Consider the following 19,603-nt stretch of genomic DNA (forward strand, 5'->3'; position numbering starts at 1 on the left):
GTTCAGACTTCACTCAGGTCGATGACGTCGAGATCCTGACGGGCATCGAGAAAGGCGATTACGGAGATGCGATCAGGCAGGATCTTGAACACGATCAGCTTTTTCCAGCGCACCAGGCTGAGTTCGCGCGCGCCCGGCCAACGCTGCGAGGCGCGCCCCGGAGTCGGCATGTAGACCAGACGGCGCGTGGCAGCCTGGATTTCTTCGCTGGCGCGTTTCGCCGCCAAAGAATTCAGACCAAGAAGCAGATCCAAGAATCGTTCGGCCGACTGCTGGGCAGGTGTGGTCCATTTGACGATCCTCACCCGTATTTCGCCCGCCAACGGGCGAAGACCTCATCTTGAGGGGTCTCGTCGCCGCGCTCCATCGCCGCCAGGCCTTCAGCGACACGGGTGTCCGCGTCCTCGTCCAAGGCTGGCAGGTCGGCCGCCAGATTCAGGAACTCGCTATAGGATTCCAGAGCGCGTTCGATGATCTGCCGCCCCGTCGCCTCCGGAAACTTCTCGCGAATCTGGGCCATGACCTCCTCGCTAGAAAAGGTCTCCCCGCGATCCGCCTCGGCTAGGCCTTCCTCGATTTGCGCGATCTGTTCAGGGGTGAAAGGCTCGCGGGCGTACATCTCGTCCTCCGCGATCAGCCATTGGCTGGCGGACAGCAGGAAGTCCTCGACGCTGAGGTCGCGCTCGGCCGCGTGGGCGACGAGCGTCTGTTCGAAGGCCTCGTCGATCTGAACCGTATAGGCTTTCACGTCATGGCTCCTGCGTGGCGAGGAACATATCGTATCATCCCACGGAGCCTTCCAGCGAGATCGCCACCAGCTTCTGGGCCTCCACCGCGAATTCCATCGGCAGTTGCTGCAGCACGTCGCGGACGAAACCGTTGACCAGCAGGGCCACGGCCTCTTCCTGCGAAAGGCCGCGCTGCTGGCAGTAGAACAGCTGGTCGTCCGACAGGCGGGTGGTGGTGGCCTCGTGCTCGAACACCGACTGGCCGTTGCGGGCCTCGATATAGGGCACGGTGTGGGCCGCGCAGGTCTTGCCGATCAGCAGGCTGTCGCACTGGGTGAAGTTGCGCGCGCCCTTGGCTTTCGGGTGGGCCGAAACCAGGCCGCGATAGGTGCTGGTCGACTTGCCGGCGCTGATGCCCTTGGCGACGATCCGCGACTTCGTATTGGCGCCCAGGTGGATCATCTTGGTGCCGGTGTCGGCCTGCTGATGACCGTTCGTGACGGCGATCGAGTAGAACTCGCCGGAGGACCCTTCCCCACGCAAAACGCAGGACGGGTACTTCCAGGTGATGGCCGAGCCGGTCTCGACCTGGGTCCACGACACCTTGGAGCGGTCGCCGCGGCAGTCGGCGCGCTTGGTGACGAAGTTGTAGATACCGCCCTTGCCGGTCTCCGGATCGCCCGGATACCAGTTCTGGACGGTCGAGTACTTGATCTCGGCGTCGTCCAGCAGGACGAGCTCGACCACGGCCGCGTGCAGCTGGTTCTCGTCGCGCATCGGGGCCGTGCAGCCCTCCAGGTACGAGACGTAGGCGCCCTTGTCGGCGATGATCAGGGTGCGCTCGAACTGGCCGGAATCCTTGGCGTTGATCCGGAAATAGGTCGACAGCTCCATCGGGCAGCGCACGCCCGGCGGCACGTAGACGAACGAGCCGTCGCTGAACACCGCGCTGTTGAGGCAGGCGAAATAGTTGTCCGAGGTCGGCACCACGCTGCCCAGGTACTGCTTGACCAGTTCCGGGTGCTCGCGGATCGCCTCGCTCATCGAGCAGAAGATGACGCCGGCCTGGGCCAACTCCTTCTTGAAGGTGGTGACGACCGACACGGAGTCGAACACCGCGTCCACGGCATACCGAGGGGCGCCTTCGACGCCGGCCAGCACGGCCTGCTCCTTCAGCGGGATGCCCAGCTTCTCGTAGACGGCCAGCAGCTCGGGATCGACCTCGTCCAGGCTCTTGGGCCCTTCCTTGGTCTTCGGCGCGGCGTAGTAGTAGGTGTCCTGGTAGTCGATCTTCGGATAGCTGACCTTGGCCCAGTCCGGCTCTTCCAGCTCGAGCCAGCGGCGATAGGCCTCCAGACGCCATTCCAGCATCCACGCCGGCTCGTCCTTCTTGGCCGAGATGAAGCGCACGATGTCCTCGGAGAGCCCCTTGGGGGCGAACTCCTGGTCGATATCGGTCGTAAAGCCGTGCTCGTATTTCTCGAGCGCGGCGACGGTGTCGATCGTTTCCTTGACCGCGGCCATCAAGCCACCTCCCGGCGCCGGGCGCCGATACGCTTCCAGGCGGCGAGCCAGGCGTCGCCGCACACAATCCAATCCGCTTCGGTGCTCGCCCAACCGCCGCTGACACGCAGCGCATAGGGGGCGAGATCGGAGCGGCCCATGGCCTCGACCACGCGACTGGCCTTGACCTTGCCCGACGAGCAGGCGCTGCCGGCGCTGACCATCACCCCGGCGAGATCCAGGTTCATGACCTGGACCTGCGAGGCGAAGCCCTCGGCGGCCAAACAAAGAGTCTGGGGCAGGCGACCAAGACCGCCTTCTGGGCCCTCCCCGAGCACCACGCCGCCGGCGTCCTTGACCCGCTGGGCCAAGGCGTCGCGCCAAATGCCCTGATCGGCCGCCTGGGGCAAGTCCCGCAGGGCCGCCGAAGCGGCCGCGCCGAAGCCGGAAATCCCGGCGACGTTCTCGGTGCCGGCCCGACGTCCGCGCTCCTGGCCGCCGCCATGCTGACGACGCACCACATTGGCCCGCGTGCCGGCCACCAGCGCGCCGACGCCTTGCGGGCCGCCGATCTTGTGGGCCGACAGCGCCAGGGTGTCGGCGCCCAGGGCGGAGAAGTCGATGGCGATCTTGCCGGCCGCCTGCACGGCGTCGACATGCAGCAGTCCGTCGGCCGCGCGCACGATCGCCGAAGCCTCGGCGACGGGCTGGATCACGCCCGTCTCGTTGTTGGCCAGCATCAGGCAGACCAAGGTCCGCCCCTCGCCCGCCAGCAGGTCGGGAAGCTTGGAAAGGTCGGCGACGCCGTCGGCGTCGACCGGCAGCACGGAGACGGACACGCCGCTCGCGGCGGCCGTCTCGACCACGGCGTCATGCTCGATGGCGCTGACCACGATGCGCTTGACGCCCGAGGCGACGGCGCTGTCGATGGCCAGGGCGTTGGCTTCGGTGCCGCCGCTGACGAAGGTGACCGAGCCGGCGACCACGCCGACCAGTTCGCCGACCTGCTTGCGGGCGGTCTCGACCACGTCGCGAGCGGCGCGGCCGGCCGCGTGCACCGAGCTGGGATTGCCGGCCAGATCGAAGGCGCGCAGCACCGCGTCCCGCGCCTCGGGGCGGATCGGGGCGGTGGCGTTGTAGTCCAGATAGATGGCGGGCTTGCTGGTCACGCCGCGACCTTCGCCTCCGGCCGCAGGCGGCCTTCCAGAACGTCGGCGATGGTCACCGAGGCCAGGTAGGAATGGATCTGGCGGCCCATCTCCTCCCACAGGTCGTGGGTCAGGCACTTGGCGCCGCCGGCCATGCAGCCCTTGTGGCCGGTCTTGCCCACGCCGCAGCGGGTGGCGCGCAGGGGCTCGTCCACGGCCATGACGATGTCGGAGATTCGGGTCGAACGGGCGTCGGTCGCCAGGCGATAGCCGCCGCCGGGCCCTCGGGCGCTGACCACCAGCCCCTTGCGGCGCAGGCGGGCGAAAAGCTGTTCGAGATAGGAAAGAGAAATCTGCTGGCGGGCGGCGATCTCGGCCAGGGCCACCGCGCGGCCCTCCGCCTCGTCCTGCTTGCGGGCGAGGTCGGTCATGGCCATCACGGCGTAACGTCCCTTCGTGCTCAGGCGCATCAGGCGCTCTCCCTTGCAGATTCCCCGCGCAACCGCATTTGCGTATGCTACAAGCCGCGACTTCGCCCCGCGCCCGGCTGGGCGGTGCGCGCGATGCGGATTTAGGAAGACCAAGCGCGGCGGTCAAGTATTCCATGCGCCTTTCACGGCGAATGGTACAGGCCCCGACGCCCCAACTCGTGACGGGGACCTGTATGCCTGACGTGATTTTGACCGGCGCCGCGGGCCGTATCGAAGGCCGCTATTCGCCGGGCAAGACGGACAATGCGCCCATCGCGCTGATCCTGCACCCGCACCCCAAGGCCGGCGGTCACATGAACCACCCGGTGTCGGTGCAGCTGTACCACCTGTTCATGAAGCGCGGCTTCGCGACCCTGCGCTTCAACTTCCGCGGCGTCGGCCGCAGCCAGGGCGAATTCGACAGCGGCATCGGCGAACTGGCCGACGCGGCCACGGCGCTCGACTGGCTGCAGGCCAACAACCCCGCCGCGGCCCAGACCTGGGTCGCCGGCTACAGCTTCGGCGCCTATATCGGCATGCAGCTGCTGATGCGCCGTCCGGAGACGGACGGCTTCATCTCGGTGTCGCCGCCGACCAACATGTACGACTTCAGCTTCCTGGCCCCCTGCCCGGCCTCGGGCCTGATCCTGACCGGCGGCGCCGACACCGTCGTGCCGCCCGTCGAGGTCGAGCGCGTGGTCTCCAAGCTGCGCACCCAGAAGGGCATCGTCATCGACTATGAAGTCGTCGACAAGGCCACCCACTTCTGGGCCGAGCACCTGCCCAGCGTCGAGCAGGCCGTCGGCGGCTATCTTGACAAGCGCCTGGAAGCCAACCCGATCCCGTAGGGGTTGGGAGCTTTCGAGTTTCGAAGAGCCCGCTCTCGGCGACGAGGGCGGGCTTTTTGTTTGGCGATCACCCAATCACGCTAAAAACTCCACCTTCCTCGGCCTTGTGCCGAGGACCCATCGTTCAGCCGCTCAGACCTCCACACGCGCGGCCAAGTTTTGAGCCGTCGCCGGCATGGGCCCTCGCCACAAGGGCGAGGGAGGCAACTGGGGTTAGCGGAGGGCGAGAAATCCGCCGCCCGACCACGCCGCCCCTCGCAACCGCGAGACAGACTCGCCGCCGCCCTCTAAAACCGTCGTTATCGCTCCCATTCGGAGAACGGCCGACCCATGCATTATGACATCGTGATCGTCGGCGGCGGCGCCGGAGGCCTCGAACTGGCCGCGCAACTGGGCCGCAAGCTGGGGCGCCGGGCCGGCAAGGAGCGGATCCTGCTGATCGACCGCTCCAGCTTCCACATCTGGAAGCCGACCCTGCACGAAGTAGCCGCCGGCACGCTCGACGTGCACCAGGAAGGGCTCTCCTATTCGATCCTGGGCCGCGCCAACCATTTCAGCTTCCTGCTGGGCGACCTGGCCGCGCTGGATCCCACCGCCAAGCGCCTGACGCTGAAGCCCATCGCCGCGCCCGATGGCGGGGTGCTGGTGCCCGAGCGCTCGATCACCTTCACCTGGGGCGTGCTGGCCATCGGCAGCGGCTCCAACCTGTTCGGCACGCCGGGCGCCGAGACCGCCCACCTGCTGGAGCGCACGGAAGACGCCGAGGCCTTCCATACCCGCCTGCTGGCCACCTTCATGAAGGCCTCGTTCGCGCCGGAACGCACCATGGGCGTGGCCATCGTCGGCGGCGGCGCCACGGGCGTCGAGCTGTCGGCCGAACTGCTGGAAGCCCACCGCGCCCTGCTGGACGCCTTGGGCGCCGAGCAGCGCTTCCGCCTCGACATCACCATCGTCGAGGCCGCGCCGCGCATCCTCGGCGGCCTGCCCGACAAGACGTCTGCGCAAGCGACCGTCGCCCTGGAGCGCAAGGGCGTGCGCGTGCGCACCGGCGCCAAGGTGCTGGCCGTCCACGCCGACCGCCTGGAAACCAGCCACGGCGACATCCCCGCCGACCTGATCGTCTGGGCCGCCGGCGTAAAGGCCGCCGAGAGCAACACGGCGCTGGGCCTGGAAACCAACCGCCTCAACCAGTTCGTGGTCAACGACCGACTGGAAAGCTCCGCGCCGGACATCTGGGCCCTGGGCGACTGCGCCGCCTGCCCCTGGAAGGACGGCAAGCTGGTCCCCGCCCGCGCCCAGGCCGCCCACCAGCAGGCCAGCTACCTGGCCAAGGTGCTGCTCGCCCGCCTGCGCCAGGCGCGGGTCGAGGAGCCCTATGTCTACAAGGACTTCGGCTCGCTGGTGTCGCTGGGCGAGAACAAGGGCGTCGGCGCGCTGATGGGCGGCCTCGGCGGCCCCAACTTCTTCATTGAGGGCCTGGTCGCCAAGTGGTTCTACGTCTCGCTGCACCTGGCCCACCACAAGGCCATCCTGGGCGTGACCAAGACGGCGCTGCTGGCCCTGGCGCGCCTGCTGCAGCAGCGCGTGGCGGGGCGGCTGAAGCTGCACTGACCGGAAACGGAGCAGCCCGACTTCTGCCTCCGTAAAATCCCCGCGAAAGCGGGGACCCAGGTGTTTTATCGTCGAGCGCCGCAGGTTTCAGAAAAAGCCTGGGTCCCCGCTTTCGCGGGGATTTTACGGGTGTGGGATCCGAAGGATCACGGCCGCACGATCCTCCCGCCCGTCATCGCCTCACGCACCCCCGTCGTCCCGGGGAAGCTGATCGGCAGCCCTCGCGCCGTCCGGGCCGCGAGATAGGCGAACGCCTCGGCCTCGATCGCATCCCCACGCCAGCCGTAGTCCTCGGCCGTCTTCACCGGCACCGGGCAGCGCTCGGTCAGCACCTTCATGATCTGCGGATTGTGCCGCCCGCCGCCGCAGACGATCAGGGCGCTGGGCCGCGCGCCGTGCTCGAAGGCCTTGACCACGGCCTCGGCGGTGAAGGCCACCAGGGTGGCCGCCGCGTCCTCGGCCGACAGCGGCTCGACCAGATCGAGCGGGAAGTCGTAGCGGTCCAGCGACTTGGGCGCGGGGCCGGCGAAATAGGCGCTGGCCAGGAACCGCTCGAGGATCGCTTCGTCCACCCTGCCCGCGGCGGCCAGCCGGCCGTTCTCGTCGAACCGGCCCAGGCCCCGCTCCTGCAGCATCAGGTCGATCATGCCGTTGCCGGGACCGGTGTCGAAGGCCAGCAACGTGCCGTCCGCGTCGACCAGGGTGATGTTGGCCACCCCGCCGATGTTCAGGGCCGCCACCGGCGCGGCCAGGCCCGAGGCCCGGGCGCGGGCGTCGTGATAGATCGGGGCCAGCGGCGCGCCCTGCCCGCCCGCCGCCACGTCGGCGGTGCGGAAGTCGAAGGCCACCGGCCGCCCGGTCAGGCGCGCCAGCCGCTCGGCGTCGAGCAGTTGCACCGTCCGGCCGATCCGCTCGGGCGTTGGCCGCTCGTGCAGCACCGTCTGGCCGTGCACGCCCAGCAAGTCGAAGTCGCTCCAGGAAAGGCCATGCTCGGCCAGGAAGCTCTCGGCGGCATGGAAATGCTCGTCGGCCACGACCTGGGCGGCCTCGGCGAAGATCTCCGGCTCGGGTCGCTCGCGCGGCCAGCCGCGGGCGATCTCGGTCGCCACCAGCAGCAGATCGCGCGTCTCCTCGCGCAGCTTGCGTTCGCCCGAGGGCCCGAAGGCCTGGATCGTCTCACCGTCGGTCTCGAGCACCGCCATGTCGACCGCGTCGAGCGAGGTGCCGGTCATGAATCCCAGAATGCGCATGGGTCCGTTGACTGCCACGGCCCGCGTCGGGTAGCTAGGCCCCATGACCGCCAAGGCCCTCCGTACCCGCGCCTATTATCGCCCGCTGATCTAGCGGGCGAACGACCGGTCATGTCGACGCACCGCCACCTGGCCGGCGATGCGTCCCTCCCCTTACCGACGACGTCTCCGGCGCACAGCCTTCAAGGAGACTATCGATGAAACCCTCGCCACAGACCGCCCCGCCCGTGCTAGACGCGCGGACCAGCGATACAGAGAGTCGAGCCATGTCCGCGCCGCAGAGCTTCAAGTCCGATTTCCTCAAGACCCTGCAGGCGCGCGGCTACATCCACCAGATCACCCATCCGGAAGAGCTGGATACGGCGGCCGCCTCGGGCGTCGTCACCGCCTACATCGGCTTCGACGCGACAGCCCCCAGCCTGCACGTCGGCAGCTTGATCCAGATCATGATGCTGCGCCGCCTGCAGCAGGCCGGCCACAAGCCGATCGTCCTGATGGGCGGCGGCACGACCAAGGTCGGCGATCCGACGGGCAAGGACGAAAGCCGCAAGCTGCTCAGCGACGCCGACATCCAGGCCAACATCGCCGGCATCAAGCAGGTCTTCGCCAAGTTCCTGACCTTCGGCGACGGCCCGACCGACGCCATTATGGTCGACAACGACGAGTGGCTGAGCAAGTTCGGCTACGTGCAGTTCCTGCGCGACTACGGCGTGCACTTCACGGTCAACCGCATGCTGGCCTTCGACTCGGTGAAGCTGCGGCTCGAGCGCGAGCAGCCGATGACCTTCCTCGAGTTCAACTACATGCTGATGCAGGCCACCGACTTCCTGGAGCTGAACCGCAAGTACGGCTGCGTGCTGCAGATGGGCGGCTCGGACCAGTGGGGCAACATCCTCAACGGGGTCGAGCTGACCCGTCGGGTCGACCAGAAGGCCGCCTTCGGCCTGACGACGCCGCTGCTGGCCACGGCCTCGGGCGCCAAGATGGGCAAAACCATGTCGGGCGCCGTCTGGCTGAACGCCGAGCAGCTGAGCCCGTACGACTACTGGCAGTTCTGGCGCAACACCGAGGACGCCGACGTGGGCCGCTTCCTGAAGCTGTTCACCGACCTGCCGCTGGAGACGATCGCCGAGCTGGAAGCCCTGCCGGGCGCCCAGATCAACGACGCCAAGAAGGTGCTGGCCGACCAGGCCACCCGCATGGCCCACGGCGAGGAAGCCGCCAAGGCCGCCCGCGACGCCGCCGAGAAGGCCTTCGAACAGGGCGCGCTGTCGGCCGACCTGCCGACGGTCGAGATCGCCGCGTCCGTCCTGGCCGAAGGCGTGCCGCTGGCCGTGCTGGCCACCGACATCGGCCTCACCGCCTCGCGCGGCGAGGCCCGTCGCCTGGCCCAAGGCGGCGGCCTGCGCCTGAACGACGCTCAGGAGAAGGACGGCGACCGCCTGGTGACCAACGCCGACCTCGTGGACGGCGTGGTCAAGCTTGGTCAGGGCAAGAAGAAGATCGTGCTGGTCAAGCCGGTCTGAGATGCTGCGTTCCCGGGGTCGGCCTAGCCGGCTCCGGGATCACTATGATGTTGGCCTCCGTGATCTTGGAGAGAGTGCGATGCTGAGCCCCGGCGACAAGGCCCCCGACTTCGACCTGCCCACCGACACCGGCCGCGTCAGCCTGGCCGGCCTGAAGGGCAAGGCCGTCGTGCTCTACTTCTACCCGAAGGACGACACGACCGGCTGCACGTCGGAAGCCCTGCAGTTCTCGGCCGAGGTCGAGGAGTTCGCCAAGGCCGGCGCGGTGATCATCGGCGTGTCGAAGGACAGCGCCGCCAGCCACGGCAAGTTCCGCAAGAAGCACGACCTGACCGTCGAGCTCGCCGCCGACACCCTGGGCGAGACCGTCGAGGCCTACGGCTCGTGGGTCGAGAAGAACATGTACGGCCGCAAGTACATGGGCATCGACCGCTCGACCTTCCTGATCGACCGCGAAGGCGTGGTCCGCGAGGTCTGGCGCAAGGTGAAGGTGCCCAACCACGTCAAGGCGGTGCTCAAGGCGGCCCAGGCGCTGAAGGCCTCCTGAGCGCGGCAGCCAAAAGTGTCAGCGGTTTTGGCGCCCGCCGCGCGACCACTAAAGTGTGGCGCCGAGGCCGCAAGGCCTCGCATTTCGGCAACGACTCCCGTGTCGCGTGTAGCCAAGTCGTTCATGCGGCGTTAATCGACGCAGACGCATGGTCGAAACTTGACCTTTCCGCGCCTTCGCAGGTGCGAAGAGTCTTGCGCCTTTCCGCTTTCTCGTTGCATATCGCCAGGACCTTGAAAACGGGGGGTTTCCTGGGCCATGGCGATCGCGCGTTTCCAACGCCTATTCAAGACCCTCGAAAGTCTGTTTCCCGAACGACATCTGTATGTTCGCTCGGGCGGAGAGATGCGCGGCTACGTGCTGTCGACGGGTAAGCAACTGGCCTGCGCCGCCGGCGTCGGCGCCGCGGCCCTGTGGATGGGCGTGTGCACCGCAGCGATGATGGTCAACGCCCTGGCCGTCAGCCAGACCGACCAGGTCGTCCTCAAGCAGAAAGCCTATTACGAGCGGCTCAACGCCGACCGTCAGGCCCGCCTCAACAGCGCTGTCGCCCAGCTGTCGGCCACCAGCGGCTCGCTCGACGAACTGGCCGCCTCGGTCGAGAAGCGCCACGCGGCGCTCGCCCTGCTGGTTAGCGACTTCAAGGGCGCGCCCGGCGCCGCCCAGGCCCTGGCCGTGGGCAAGCCGACCCTCGCCGACGCTTCGCCGGTCGAGCGCATCCAGGCCACCCGCATCGACCAGGAGCGCCTGATCGACGCCGCCGAAGGCTTCGCCAAGAGCCGGGCCGAGCGCCTGCGCCTGGCCATGCGCATGGCCGGCCTCGACGCCGGCAGCTTCACCGGCCGCGGCTCGGGCCTCGGCGGTCCGCTGATCGAGGCCAAGGATCCCCGCGCGCTTGCCGCCGTGCTCGACGTCGACGAAGAATTCGCCAGCCGCATCCACCGCGCCGCCAGCGACATGTCCGACATGCGCTCGCTGTCCAGCGCCGCCCAGCGCCTGCCCTTCTATCGCCCGACCTCGAACCCGGCCCTGTCGAGCAGCTACGGCGTCCGCTTCGACCCGTTCACCCATCGCCCGGCCTTCCATTCGGGCCTCGACTTCCCCGGCGCTTTCTACACGCCGATCATGGCCACGGCGCCCGGCGTCATCTCGTTCACCGGCGTGCGCTCGGGCTACGGCAACACCGTCGAGATCGACCACGGCGGCGGCTTCAAGACCCGCTACGCCCACCTGCAGGCCATTGCGGTCCGGGTCGGCCAGCGCGTCTCGATCGGCCAGCGCGTCGGCGCCATGGGCTCCACCGGCCGCTCCACCGGCCCGCATCTCCACTACGAGGTCTGGGTCAACGGCCGCGCCCAGAACCCCAACCGTTTCCTGAAGGCAGGCGAGTATGTTCAGCAAGCCAGCTAAGGGGTCCAAGACCCAGCCCCAGATCGAGCCGCTGCCGCTGACCCCGGCCGCGCCCGCCGTCGAGCCGGCCCGCAAGGCCCCGCCGCGCGTGGCCTCACTGATCTCGTCGGACATCACCATCGAGGGCGGCGTCAACGGCGACGGCGAACTGCAGATCGACGGCGTGGTGCGCGGCGACGTCCGCGTCGGCCGCCTGACCGTCGGCGAGACCGGCCATGTCGAGGGCGGCGTCTACGCCGAGGTGGTGGAAGTGCGCGGCCGCGTGGTCGGCGCCGTCACCGCCAAGCAGGTGCGCCTCTACGGCACGGCCTATGTCGACGGCGACATCACCCACGAGCAGCTGGCCATGGAAACCGGCGCCTTCTTCCAGGGCCGCAGCCTGAAGTTCCAGCGCCAGGCCCCGCCGCAGGCCGCGCCGGTCTCGGCGGCGCCCGCGCCCGTCGCGGACCTGACGCTGACGGCCCGACCGGTGGGCTGAAGCTAAGGCCCGCGCCCAAAAGAAAAACGCCCCGGATCACTCCGGGGCGTTCGTCGCTTCAGGCCAGACCCAAGAGCCTCAGCCCTCGGCGTCCCGCGTCGCGCCGACCCGCTGGGCCAGCGAGGCGCCCATGAAGGCGTCCAGGTCGCCGTCGAGCACGCCGGCGGTGTCGGAGGTCTCGACGTTGGTCCGCAGGTCCTTGACCATCTGGTACGGCTGCAGGACGTACGACCGGATCTGGTGACCCCAGCCGATGTCGGTCTTCTGGTCGTGCAGCGCCTGCTGGGCGGCTTCACGCTTCTGAAGTTCAGCCTCGTACATCCGGGCGCGCAGCATCTTCCAGGCCTCGTCGCGGTTCTGGTGCTGCGAGCGGCCGGCCTGGCAGGCCACCACGATGCCGGTCGGGATGTGCGTCAGACGCACGGCCGAGTCGGTCTTGTTGATGTGCTGCCCGCCGGCCCCGGAGGCCCGGTAGGTGTCGGTGCGCACGTCCGACGGGTTGATGTCGATCTCGATCGTGTCGTCGATGACCGGATAGACCCAGGCCGAGGCGAACGAGGTGTGGCGCCGGGCGCTGCTGTCATAGGGGCTGATCCGCACCAGACGGTGCACGCCGGCCTCGGTCTTCAGCCACCCGTAAGCGTTCGCGCCCTTGACCAGCAGCGTGGCCGACTTGATGCCGGCCTGATCGCCGTCGGTCTCTTCGACCAGCTCGGTGGTCATGCCATGGGCGTTGGCCCAGCGGGTGTACATCCGCAGCAGGATGCCCGCCCAGTCGCACGACTCGGTGCCGCCGGCCCCGGAGTTGATTTCGATATAGGCGTCGTTGCCGTCGGCCTCGCCCGACAGCAGGGCCTCGAGTTCGGCCCGGGCGGCGCGTTCCTTGATGGCCTTCAGCTGGGCGCGGGCGTCGTTGAGGGTGTCCTCGTCGGACTCCATCTCGGCCAGTTCGGCATATTCGAGCGCGTCCTTGACGTCGCGTTCGATGCTCTGGACGGCCTCGACCTTGGCGGCCAGGTTGGCGCGCTCGCGCGACACGGCCTGGGCTTCGGACGGACGGTCCCACAGCGTCGGATCTTCGACCCGCGCGTTCAGTTCATCGAGTTTTCTAAGGGCGACATCCCAGTCAAAGACGCCTCCTGAGCAGTCCAACGGACTGCTCGATGTCGGCCGCGGCGGCCTCGACATCCGGTCTCATCACGTAGCTCCGTGACACAAAGTAAGGGCGCGGGACATAGCCCGCGCCCGGAGTCGGCGCAATGGGGCGGCGCAACCGCCCCGGCTCCTCGAGACCTAATAGAGCCCGCTGATGTCCGGCTGCTTGGGCTGCTGCCTGGGCTGAGGTTCGGACGGCGAAGGCTGGCCGGTCGGCACGCCGTTGGGCCAGGCGTCGCCGTAGGAGATCGGGCCGCCGGTCGGGGTCGGCGCCGCCACCTTGGGCTCTGTGCCCGGACGGAAGGCCTCGCGCACGCCGCGCACCATGGCGAACTTGGCGGTCTTGGGCGGCTTGAAGTCGGTCTTGGGCTGGTCCTTCAAAGCCACCTTCATGAAGTCGATGAACACCGGCACGGCGTCCTGCGAGCCGGTCTCGCCCTCGCCCAGCGAGCGGTTGTCGTCGAAGCCCACGAACACGCCGACGATCAGGTTGGGCGAATAGCCGATGAACCAGGCGCTGCGGTACTCGTTGGTCGTGCCGGTCTTGCCGGCCAGCGGATAGCCCAGCTGGCTGACCGAAGCGGCCGTGCCGCGCTGGACCACGCCCTGCAGCATCGAGGTGACCTGGTAGGCCGTGACCGGGTCCATCACCTGCTCGCCCGGCGCGGTGACGCGCGGGCTCTCGTCGCCGTTGAAGCCGGCGGTGCAGCGCGGGCAGTCGCGCTTGTCGGCCCGGAAGATCACCTTGCCCTCGCGGTCCTGCACCAGCTCGATCAGGTGCGGCTCGATACGGCGGCCGCCGTTGGCGAACGGCGCATAGGCCGAGGTGATCTTGAACGGCGTGGTCTCGCCCGCGCCCAGAGCCATGGCCAGCACCGGCGACATGTCGCGCACAACGCCGGTCTTCTTGGCCATCTCGATGATCTTCTTCATGCCCACGCCCTGGGCCAGGCGCACGGTCATGGCGTTGATCGAGCGCTCCAGGCCCTTGCGCAGCGGCAGGGCGCCGTAGAACTTCTTCTCGTAGTTCTCCGGGCTCCAGTCCTGGCCGTTGGCGCCCTTGAAGGTGATGGCGCTGTCCAGGATGACGCTGGCCGGCGTGTAGCCGTTCTCCAGGGCCGTGGCGTAGACGAACGGCTTGAACGACGAGCCGGGCTGACGCATCGCCTGGGTGGCGCGGTTGAAGTTCGACAGCGAGAACGAATAGCCGCCCACCAGGGCCACCACGCGGCCGGTATAGGGCTCGATGGCCACCAGGGCGCCGTTGACGGCCGGAACCTGCCTCAGGCGATAGGTCGACGTGCCCTCGACCTGCTCGACGAACACCAGGTCGCCGGTCTTCAGGCCCTTGCCGGCCTTGGCCCAGACGATGTCCTCGCCGGCCAGGGTCCCCTGCCCTTCGCCCTTGATCAGGCGCACGCCGCCGCCGGCCGAGGTGACCACGGCCGCGCGCCAGCCGCGGCGCTCCGCCGGCGGACGCTTGGCCTGGGCGGCCTTCTCCCAGCCCTCGTCCAGGCTCTCGACATGGCCCCAGGCCCCGCGCCAGCCGTGGCGGCGGTCATAGTGCTCCAGCCCGTCCATCAGCGAGGCCCGCGCGGCGGTCTGCAGCTTCGGGTCCAGCGTGGTGCGCATGTAGTAGCCGCCCTCGTTCAGGCGGTCGCCCAGGGTGGCCATGCCGCGCTGGCGCACTTCCTCGACGAAGTAGTCGGCGTCGCGATAGGCCGCGCGCTTGGGGGCCGGCTGCACGACCAGGTCCTCGGCCATCGCCTTTTCGGCGTCGGCGCGGCTGACCCAGCCCAGCTCGGCCATCTGGCCCAGGATCCAGTCGCGACGGGCCTTCGCCTTGGCCTTGTTGCGGATTGGGTGATAGTTGTCCGGTCCCTTGGGCAAGGCCGCCAGATAGGCGCTTTCGGCCAGGGACAGTTCGGGCAGCGACTTGCCGAAATAGTTGTAGGCGGCCGCGCCGACGCCGAACGAGCGATAGCCCAGCCAGATTTCGTTCAGGTACAGCTCAAGGATCTGCTGCTTGTCGAGCGACTGCTCCAGGCGGCGGGCCAGGATCGCTTCCTTGAACTTCCGGCCCACCGTGGCGTCGCTGGTCAGCAGGACGTTCTTGGCCACCTGCTGGGTGATGGTCGAGCCACCTTCCAGGCGCCGGCCGCGCATGGCGTTGCCGACGTTCTTGAGCATGGCGCGCGAGAAGCCGCCGACGTCGACGCCGCCGTGCTTGAAGAAGTTGCGGTCCTCGGCGGCCATGAAGGCCTGGGCCAGCTGCGGCGGGATCTGGTCGTAGGGAACGAAGATCCGGCGCTCCTTGGAGTACTCGCCGATCAGGGTGCCGTCCCAGGCATAGACGCGCGTCGCCGTCGGCGGACGGTAGTCCTGCAGCTCGCCAGCGTCCGGCATGTCGTGGAACAGCCACGCGGCGTAGATGGCGATGGCGAACCCCGCCACCGCGATCGTCGACAGAACCGCGACGCCGGCTATGGCGATCCATCTTTCGGCGGGCTTCAAGTCCACGCGGCCTCCGTCGAGCGGCGCGGGGGTCGCGCGCTCAAATCATCTCAAGCGATGGCTGTAACCCGCATCGGGCGAGGCGCCAACGCCCCTGCCCTCCTGCCACTCTTCCCGAAGGTCATCGCCCGGCTTGTCCCAGCGCCCCAGTCGGCGCCTGACGACCGACACCAAACATCGTCATCCCGGCCGGAGCGAAGCGCAGAGCCGGGACCCAGGGGCCGCCGCATTGCGTTGGCGCCCGCTGGGGCGGATGGACTGAACGCGACGCCCAGTCCCCCGGGTCCCGGATAGCCTCTGCGAGGCTTCCGGGATGACGAAAGATCTTATGCCGTTGATATTATTGGATTGCCCGGGAGGAGCATCAGGCCCTGGCGGGCAACCGCCTCAGCGCGCCGCCATCCGGGTCTGGGCGGCGAAATAGGTCTCGATCGAGCCGGCCACCGCGCCCATCAGGCGTTCGCGTCCCGAAGCGCTCTTCAGCAGCTTCTCGTCCTCGACATTGGTCATGAAACCCATTTCCAGCAACACGGCCGGAACGTCGGGCGCCAGCAGCACGATGAAGCCGGCGTCGCGGTGGCTGCGGCGCAGCAGCACGGTCTCGTCGCCGACCTTCTCCAGCAGGGTCTCGGCGAAGGCGGCCGAACGGTTCTTGGTGGCGCGCTGCGACAGGTCCAGCAGGATCTGGCCGACCGCGCGGTCGCGGCCCGGCAGGCTGGCCTTCATCAGCCAGTCGTCCTTCTCCAGCACCCGGGCGGCGCGCTCGGCGCCCTTTTCCGACAGGGTGTAGACGCTGGCGCCTCGGGTGCCGACGTCGGGCCCCGAGTCGGCGTGCAGCGAGATGAACAGGTCCGCGTCGGCGCGGCGAGCGATCTGCACGCGCGATTCCAGCGGGATGAAGGTGTCGGTGTCGCGGGTCAGCACGACGTTGAAGCGGCCGGACTTCTCCAGCTTGGCCTTCAGCGCCTTGGCCGCGGCCAGGGTGACGTCCTTCTCGTTGGTGTTGGCGCCGGCCGAGCCGGGATCCTTGCCGCCGTGGCCGGCGTCGATGACGATCGTCTTCTTCAGCTTCAGGCCCGAGGGCTTGATCGGCGTCGAGACGGTGGTCGGGCGCATCACCGCGGCGTTGGCCGTGGCCGGATCGCTGGCGGCCAGGTCGATGACGTAGCGATAGGCGGTCGCGCCGTCGGCCGGCGGCAGCAGGAAGCGCCGCTTGACCACGGCCTTGGCCGAAAGATCCAGGGAAAGGCGCGCGCCGCCGGCGGCCTCGTCGATGACCCAGCGGTCGACCAGGCCGTGGCCCGCGCCCTGAAGATCACCCGAAACGGTCACGTTGGGCAGGCCGACCACGACTCGGCTGGCGGCCGCGCCGTCGCCGATCAGCTTGCCGACGGCCGCCCGGTCCAGGTCGATGACGACTCGGGTCTCGGCGCGGTCGCCGCCGAAGCGGACCTTCTGCACGCCGGCGGCCGGCGCCGGGCCCTGCACGGTCGCCACGGCCACGCCGGCGAGCGCTAGCGCGCCGACGATCAGCGCCGCCTTCGCCCAACCCGTTCTCGCAGCTCCGATGACGACCTTACGCATTACCGCCCAGCCTGCTGGCGCTTACTTGAAAACCAATGAGGGATATCCGCACGGACGGGTAGCAAAACCGTTAAGGAAACCGATCTCTTCATCAATTTCGCTGCTTGCTCCACGGCGCTTTTCATTTGCGTCGCGTTCTTGCTAGAGTAGCGCCGTACGCAGAGCGACGTCGTCAGACGCAGCGCCTTGCGTGAGCGGTTCCCAAATGTCGGACGCGCCCCATGCGTCCCCCACGCCGGAGCCGCCGGACTTTTGAGCTTGCGGGCGACGGCCGGCCTGGGACGCGATGTCTCGGAGCCCGAACCCAACAAAGGCCCCGCGTCGGGCCTTTCGCCGCTCCCGGCGACGACGCGTCATCCGAACCGCGCCACTCCGGCGCGTCAAAGGAAACAAACGAAACCCCATGGGCTGCGCCGCACCCGATCGCCTCTGGCAACCGCCCTTCGAACTTCGCTCCGGCGAAGTCGCGGTCTGCGATGCGCGCGCCCCTCATTCATATCGGCGCCCGGGCCTCGCGCCCGCCGCGCGCCGTGGAGATTCCCTGTATGTCGAAGAAGATGTTGATCGACGCCGCCCACGCCGAAGAGACGCGTGTGGTGGTCGTGGACGGTTCGCGGGTTGAAGAGTTCGATTTCGAGAGCCAGACCCGCAAACAACTTCGTGGAAATATCTATCTCGCCAAGGTGACCCGCGTTGAACCCAGCCTCCAGGCTGCGTTCATCGAATACGGCGGCAACCGCCATGGTTTCCTCGCCTTCAACGAGATCCATCCGGACTACTACCAGATCCCGGTCGCCGACCGTGAAGCGCTGATGCGCGACGACTCGCACGACGACGAGGACGACGCGCCCGTCTCGCGCCGCGCTTCGGGCGGCGCCGACGAGGACGACCACGATCACGCCATCGACGACGAAGACGACGACGTCGAAGAAGAACTGGCGCGCCGCAAGCGCCGCCTGATGCGCAAGTACAAGATCCAGGAAGTGATCCGCCGCCGGCAGATCATGCTGGTTCAGGTCGTCAAGGAAGAGCGCGGCAACAAGGGCGCGGCTCTCACGACCTACCTGTCGCTGGCCGGACGCTACGGCGTCCTGATGCCCAACACCGCTCGTGGCGGCGGCATCAGCCGCAAGATCACGGCCGTGACCGACCGCAAGCGCCTCAAGAGCGTCGTGCAGAGCCTCGACGTGCCGCAGGGCATGGGCCTGATCGTCCGCACGGCCGGCGCCAAGCGCACCAAGGCCGAGGTCAAGCGCGACTACGAGTACCTGCTGCGTCTGTGGGAGAACATCCGCGACAACACGCTGCACTCGGTCGCCCCGGCGCTGATCTACGAGGAGGAAGACCTCGTAAAGCGCGCTATCCGCGACATGTACGACAAGGACCTCGACGGCATCTGGGTCGAGGGCGAGGCCGGCTACCGCGAAGCGCGCGACTTCATGCGCATGCTGATGCCCAGCCAGGCCAAGAAGGTGTTCCCGTACCGGGAAGCCGCCCCGCTGTTCGTCAAGCACAAGATCGAAGACCACCTGGCCCAGATCTACTCGCCGGTCGTGCCGCTGCGTTCGGGCGGCTACCTGGTGATCAACCAGACCGAGGCCCTGGTCGCCATCGACGTCAACTCGGGCAAGGCCACGCGCGAGCGCAACATCGAGGCCACGGCCCTCAAGACCAACATCGAAGCGGCTGAAGAAGCCGCCCGCCAGCTGCGTCTGCGGGATCTCGCCGGCCTGATCGTCATCGACTTCATCGACATGGATGAAGGCAAGAACAACCGCACGGTCGAGAAGGTCCTCAAGGACGCCCTCAAGGACGACCGCGCCCGCATCCAGATGGGCAAGATCTCGGGCTTCGGCCTGATGGAGATCAGCCGCCAGCGCCGCCGCACCGGCGTGCTGGAAGGCACCACCCACGTCTGCGAGCACTGCGAAGGCACCGGCCGCGTCCGCTCGGTCGAATCGAGCGCTCTCGCCGCCCTGCGCGCCGTCGAGATCGAGGCCCTGAAGGGCAGCGGCTCGGTGGTGCTGAAGGTCAGCCGCGCCGTCGGCATCTACATCCTCAACGAAAAGCGCGCCTACCTGCTGCGCCTGCAGCAGAACCACGGCCTGTTCGTCACCGTGCTGGTCGATGACGGCCTGCGTCAGGCCGAGCACGAGATCGAGCGCACCGAACTGGGCGAGCGCATCGTGCCGCCGCCGGTCGCCTACGAGCCCGATCCGGTGTTCGACGAGGTGTTCGACGACGAGGACGAAGACGAAGAGGAAATCATCGTCGACGAGTCCGAAGAGGACGAAGACGAGGACGAGGCGCCCCGCAAGGCCCGCTCGGACGACGATCGCGGCGGCCGTCGCGGCAGCAAGCGCCGTCGTCGCGGCCGTCGTGACGAGGAAGAGACCGCCGAGGACGCTCCGGTCGAAGACGCCGAAGCCGAGTTCGACGCTGAAGCCGACGCCGACGGCGACGACGAGGAATCGCGCCGTCGGCGCCGTCGCCGGGGTCGCCGCGGCGGCCGTCGCGGCGGTCGCGAGGACGGCGATCGCGCCGCCGACGCCTATGTCTGGACCCGTCCGCGCGTCCCGTTCGGCGACAACCCGTACGTCTGGCACGATCCGGAAGCCCTGGAAGCCCGTGGCGGCGAAGGCCGTCGCGACCGTCCGGAGCGCGGCGAGCGCCCCGAACGTGCTGAACGTCCCGAACGCGCCGAGCGTCCTGAGCGCACCGAAGCCGCCGAGCGTCCCGAACGCGCTGAACGCCCCGAGCGTTCGGAGCGCCGTGACCGCCGTCGCGGTCGCGACCGCCAGCCGGCCGCCGAGACCCCGATCGCGCCGGTC

The 19,603-nt window shown here is 68.4% G+C and carries 16 protein-coding genes; 7 read left to right on the forward strand and 9 right to left on the reverse strand.

The window, feature by feature from the left end; all coding sequences use genetic code 11:
• Nucleotides 1-2: 2 nt before the first annotated feature.
• From DMC18_RS22425 to DMC18_RS22445, 5 genes are read right to left on the reverse strand one after another with little or no spacing between them, the layout of a single operon-like run.
• Nucleotides 3-305: a type II toxin-antitoxin system RelE/ParE family toxin gene (locus DMC18_RS22425; protein ID WP_158285965.1), complete on the reverse strand. Its 303-nt coding sequence runs from the start codon at nt 303-305 to the stop codon at nt 3-5.
• Nucleotides 302-748, reverse strand: coding sequence for a hypothetical protein (locus DMC18_RS22430; protein WP_110119808.1), 447 nt, complete (start codon nt 746-748; stop codon nt 302-304). Before DMC18_RS22430 ends, DMC18_RS22425 begins: the two co-directional genes overlap by 4 nt.
• Before the next feature lie 34 nt (nt 749-782).
• A complete protein-coding gene (sufB, locus tag DMC18_RS22435; protein ID WP_110119809.1) occupies nt 783-2,252 on the reverse strand; it encodes a Fe-S cluster assembly protein SufB in 1,470 nt (489 codons plus the stop codon).
• Nucleotides 2,252-3,400 (reverse strand): cysteine desulfurase family protein, encoded by a 1,149-nt coding sequence (locus DMC18_RS22440; protein ID WP_110119810.1) that lies wholly within the window; start codon nt 3,398-3,400, stop codon nt 2,252-2,254. Before DMC18_RS22440 ends, sufB begins: the two co-directional genes overlap by 1 nt.
• Nucleotides 3,397-3,849, reverse strand: coding sequence for an Rrf2 family transcriptional regulator (locus DMC18_RS22445; RefSeq protein WP_110119811.1), 453 nt, complete (start codon nt 3,847-3,849; stop codon nt 3,397-3,399). Before DMC18_RS22445 ends, DMC18_RS22440 begins: the two co-directional genes overlap by 4 nt.
• Before the next feature lie 194 nt (nt 3,850-4,043).
• Between DMC18_RS22445 and DMC18_RS22450 the strand changes: the two genes are divergently transcribed.
• A complete protein-coding gene (locus tag DMC18_RS22450) occupies nt 4,044-4,697 on the forward strand; it encodes an alpha/beta hydrolase (protein ID WP_110119812.1) in 654 nt (217 codons plus the stop codon).
• Between the two features lie 330 nt (nt 4,698-5,027).
• Nucleotides 5,028-6,308 (forward strand): NAD(P)/FAD-dependent oxidoreductase, encoded by a 1,281-nt coding sequence (locus DMC18_RS22455; RefSeq protein WP_110119813.1) that lies wholly within the window; start codon nt 5,028-5,030, stop codon nt 6,306-6,308.
• Nucleotides 6,309-6,454: 146 nt separating this feature from the next.
• Here the strand turns inward: DMC18_RS22455 and DMC18_RS22460 are convergent, their stop codons facing one another.
• Nucleotides 6,455-7,558, reverse strand: coding sequence for an anhydro-N-acetylmuramic acid kinase (locus tag DMC18_RS22460; RefSeq protein WP_199232609.1), 1,104 nt, complete (start codon nt 7,556-7,558; stop codon nt 6,455-6,457).
• A gap of 197 nt (nt 7,559-7,755) precedes the next feature.
• Between DMC18_RS22460 and tyrS the strand changes: the two genes are divergently transcribed.
• The 4 genes from tyrS (at nt 7,756) to DMC18_RS22480 (ending at nt 11,519) form a co-directional block, all read left to right on the forward strand.
• Nucleotides 7,756-9,084: a tyrosine--tRNA ligase gene (tyrS, locus tag DMC18_RS22465; protein WP_199228447.1), complete on the forward strand. Its 1,329-nt coding sequence runs from the start codon at nt 7,756-7,758 to the stop codon at nt 9,082-9,084.
• 79 nt (nt 9,085-9,163) lie between these two features.
• Nucleotides 9,164-9,631, forward strand: coding sequence for a peroxiredoxin (locus tag DMC18_RS22470; protein WP_110119815.1), 468 nt, complete (start codon nt 9,164-9,166; stop codon nt 9,629-9,631).
• 258 nt (nt 9,632-9,889) lie between these two features.
• Nucleotides 9,890-11,041 carry a M23 family metallopeptidase gene (locus DMC18_RS22475; protein ID WP_110119816.1) on the forward strand — a complete coding sequence of 384 codons (1,152 nt, stop codon included), beginning with the start codon at nt 9,890-9,892 and terminating at the stop codon, nt 11,039-11,041.
• A complete protein-coding gene (locus DMC18_RS22480) occupies nt 11,022-11,519 on the forward strand; it encodes a polymer-forming cytoskeletal protein (protein ID WP_110119817.1) in 498 nt (165 codons plus the stop codon). The genes DMC18_RS22475 and DMC18_RS22480 overlap by 20 nt, the downstream gene beginning before the upstream one ends.
• A 78-nt stretch (nt 11,520-11,597) precedes the next feature.
• On the opposite strand, the gene prfB is transcribed toward DMC18_RS22480, so the two are convergent.
• From prfB to DMC18_RS22495, 3 genes are all read right to left on the reverse strand, one after another.
• Nucleotides 11,598-12,717, reverse strand: a protein-coding gene (gene prfB, locus DMC18_RS22485) for a peptide chain release factor 2 (RefSeq protein ID WP_110119818.1) whose coding sequence is annotated in 2 segments (ribosomal slippage) — nt 11,598-12,647 and nt 12,649-12,717 — 1,119 coding nt in all. Because the reading frame shifts where the segments join, the coding sequence is not laid out codon by codon here.
• Nucleotides 12,718-12,812: 95 nt separating this feature from the next.
• On the reverse strand, nt 12,813-15,194 hold the full coding sequence (locus DMC18_RS22490; protein WP_110119819.1) for a penicillin-binding protein 1A: 2,382 nt from the start codon (nt 15,192-15,194) through the stop codon (nt 12,813-12,815).
• A 381-nt stretch (nt 15,195-15,575) separates the two neighbouring features.
• Nucleotides 15,576-16,772: an N-acetylmuramoyl-L-alanine amidase gene (locus DMC18_RS22495; RefSeq protein ID WP_110119820.1), complete on the reverse strand. Its 1,197-nt coding sequence runs from the start codon at nt 16,770-16,772 to the stop codon at nt 15,576-15,578.
• A gap of 545 nt (nt 16,773-17,317) precedes the next feature.
• Here DMC18_RS22495 and DMC18_RS22505 point away from each other — a divergent pair.
• On the forward strand, nt 17,318-19,603 hold a 2,286-nt coding region (locus DMC18_RS22505; protein WP_110133324.1), incomplete at its 3' end, for a ribonuclease E/G.

The organism is Caulobacter sp. D5, assembly GCF_003185805.1.
Lineage (GTDB): Bacteria > Pseudomonadota > Alphaproteobacteria > Caulobacterales > Caulobacteraceae > Caulobacter.

Bases quoted from the DNA above. Each gene is read 5' to 3' on its own strand.
- tyrS (WP_199228447.1), top strand. From the start codon at position 7,756: ATGAAACCCTCGCCACAGACCGCCCCGCCCGTGCTAGACGCGCGGACC.
- DMC18_RS22495 (WP_110119820.1), bottom strand. From the start codon at position 16,772: ATGCGTAAGGTCGTCATCGGAGCTGCGAGAACGGGTTGGGCGAAGGCG.
- DMC18_RS22450 (WP_110119812.1), top strand. From the start codon at position 4,044: ATGCCTGACGTGATTTTGACCGGCGCCGCGGGCCGTATCGAAGGCCGC.
- DMC18_RS22445 (WP_110119811.1), bottom strand. From the start codon at position 3,849: ATGCGCCTGAGCACGAAGGGACGTTACGCCGTGATGGCCATGACCGAC.
- sufB (WP_110119809.1), bottom strand. From the start codon at position 2,252: ATGGCCGCGGTCAAGGAAACGATCGACACCGTCGCCGCGCTCGAGAAA.
- DMC18_RS22480 (WP_110119817.1), top strand. From the start codon at position 11,022: ATGTTCAGCAAGCCAGCTAAGGGGTCCAAGACCCAGCCCCAGATCGAG.
- DMC18_RS22470 (WP_110119815.1), top strand. From the start codon at position 9,164: ATGCTGAGCCCCGGCGACAAGGCCCCCGACTTCGACCTGCCCACCGAC.
- DMC18_RS22460 (WP_199232609.1), bottom strand. From the start codon at position 7,558: ATGCGCATTCTGGGATTCATGACCGGCACCTCGCTCGACGCGGTCGAC.
- DMC18_RS22455 (WP_110119813.1), top strand. From the start codon at position 5,028: ATGCATTATGACATCGTGATCGTCGGCGGCGGCGCCGGAGGCCTCGAA.
- DMC18_RS22475 (WP_110119816.1), top strand. From the start codon at position 9,890: ATGGCGATCGCGCGTTTCCAACGCCTATTCAAGACCCTCGAAAGTCTG.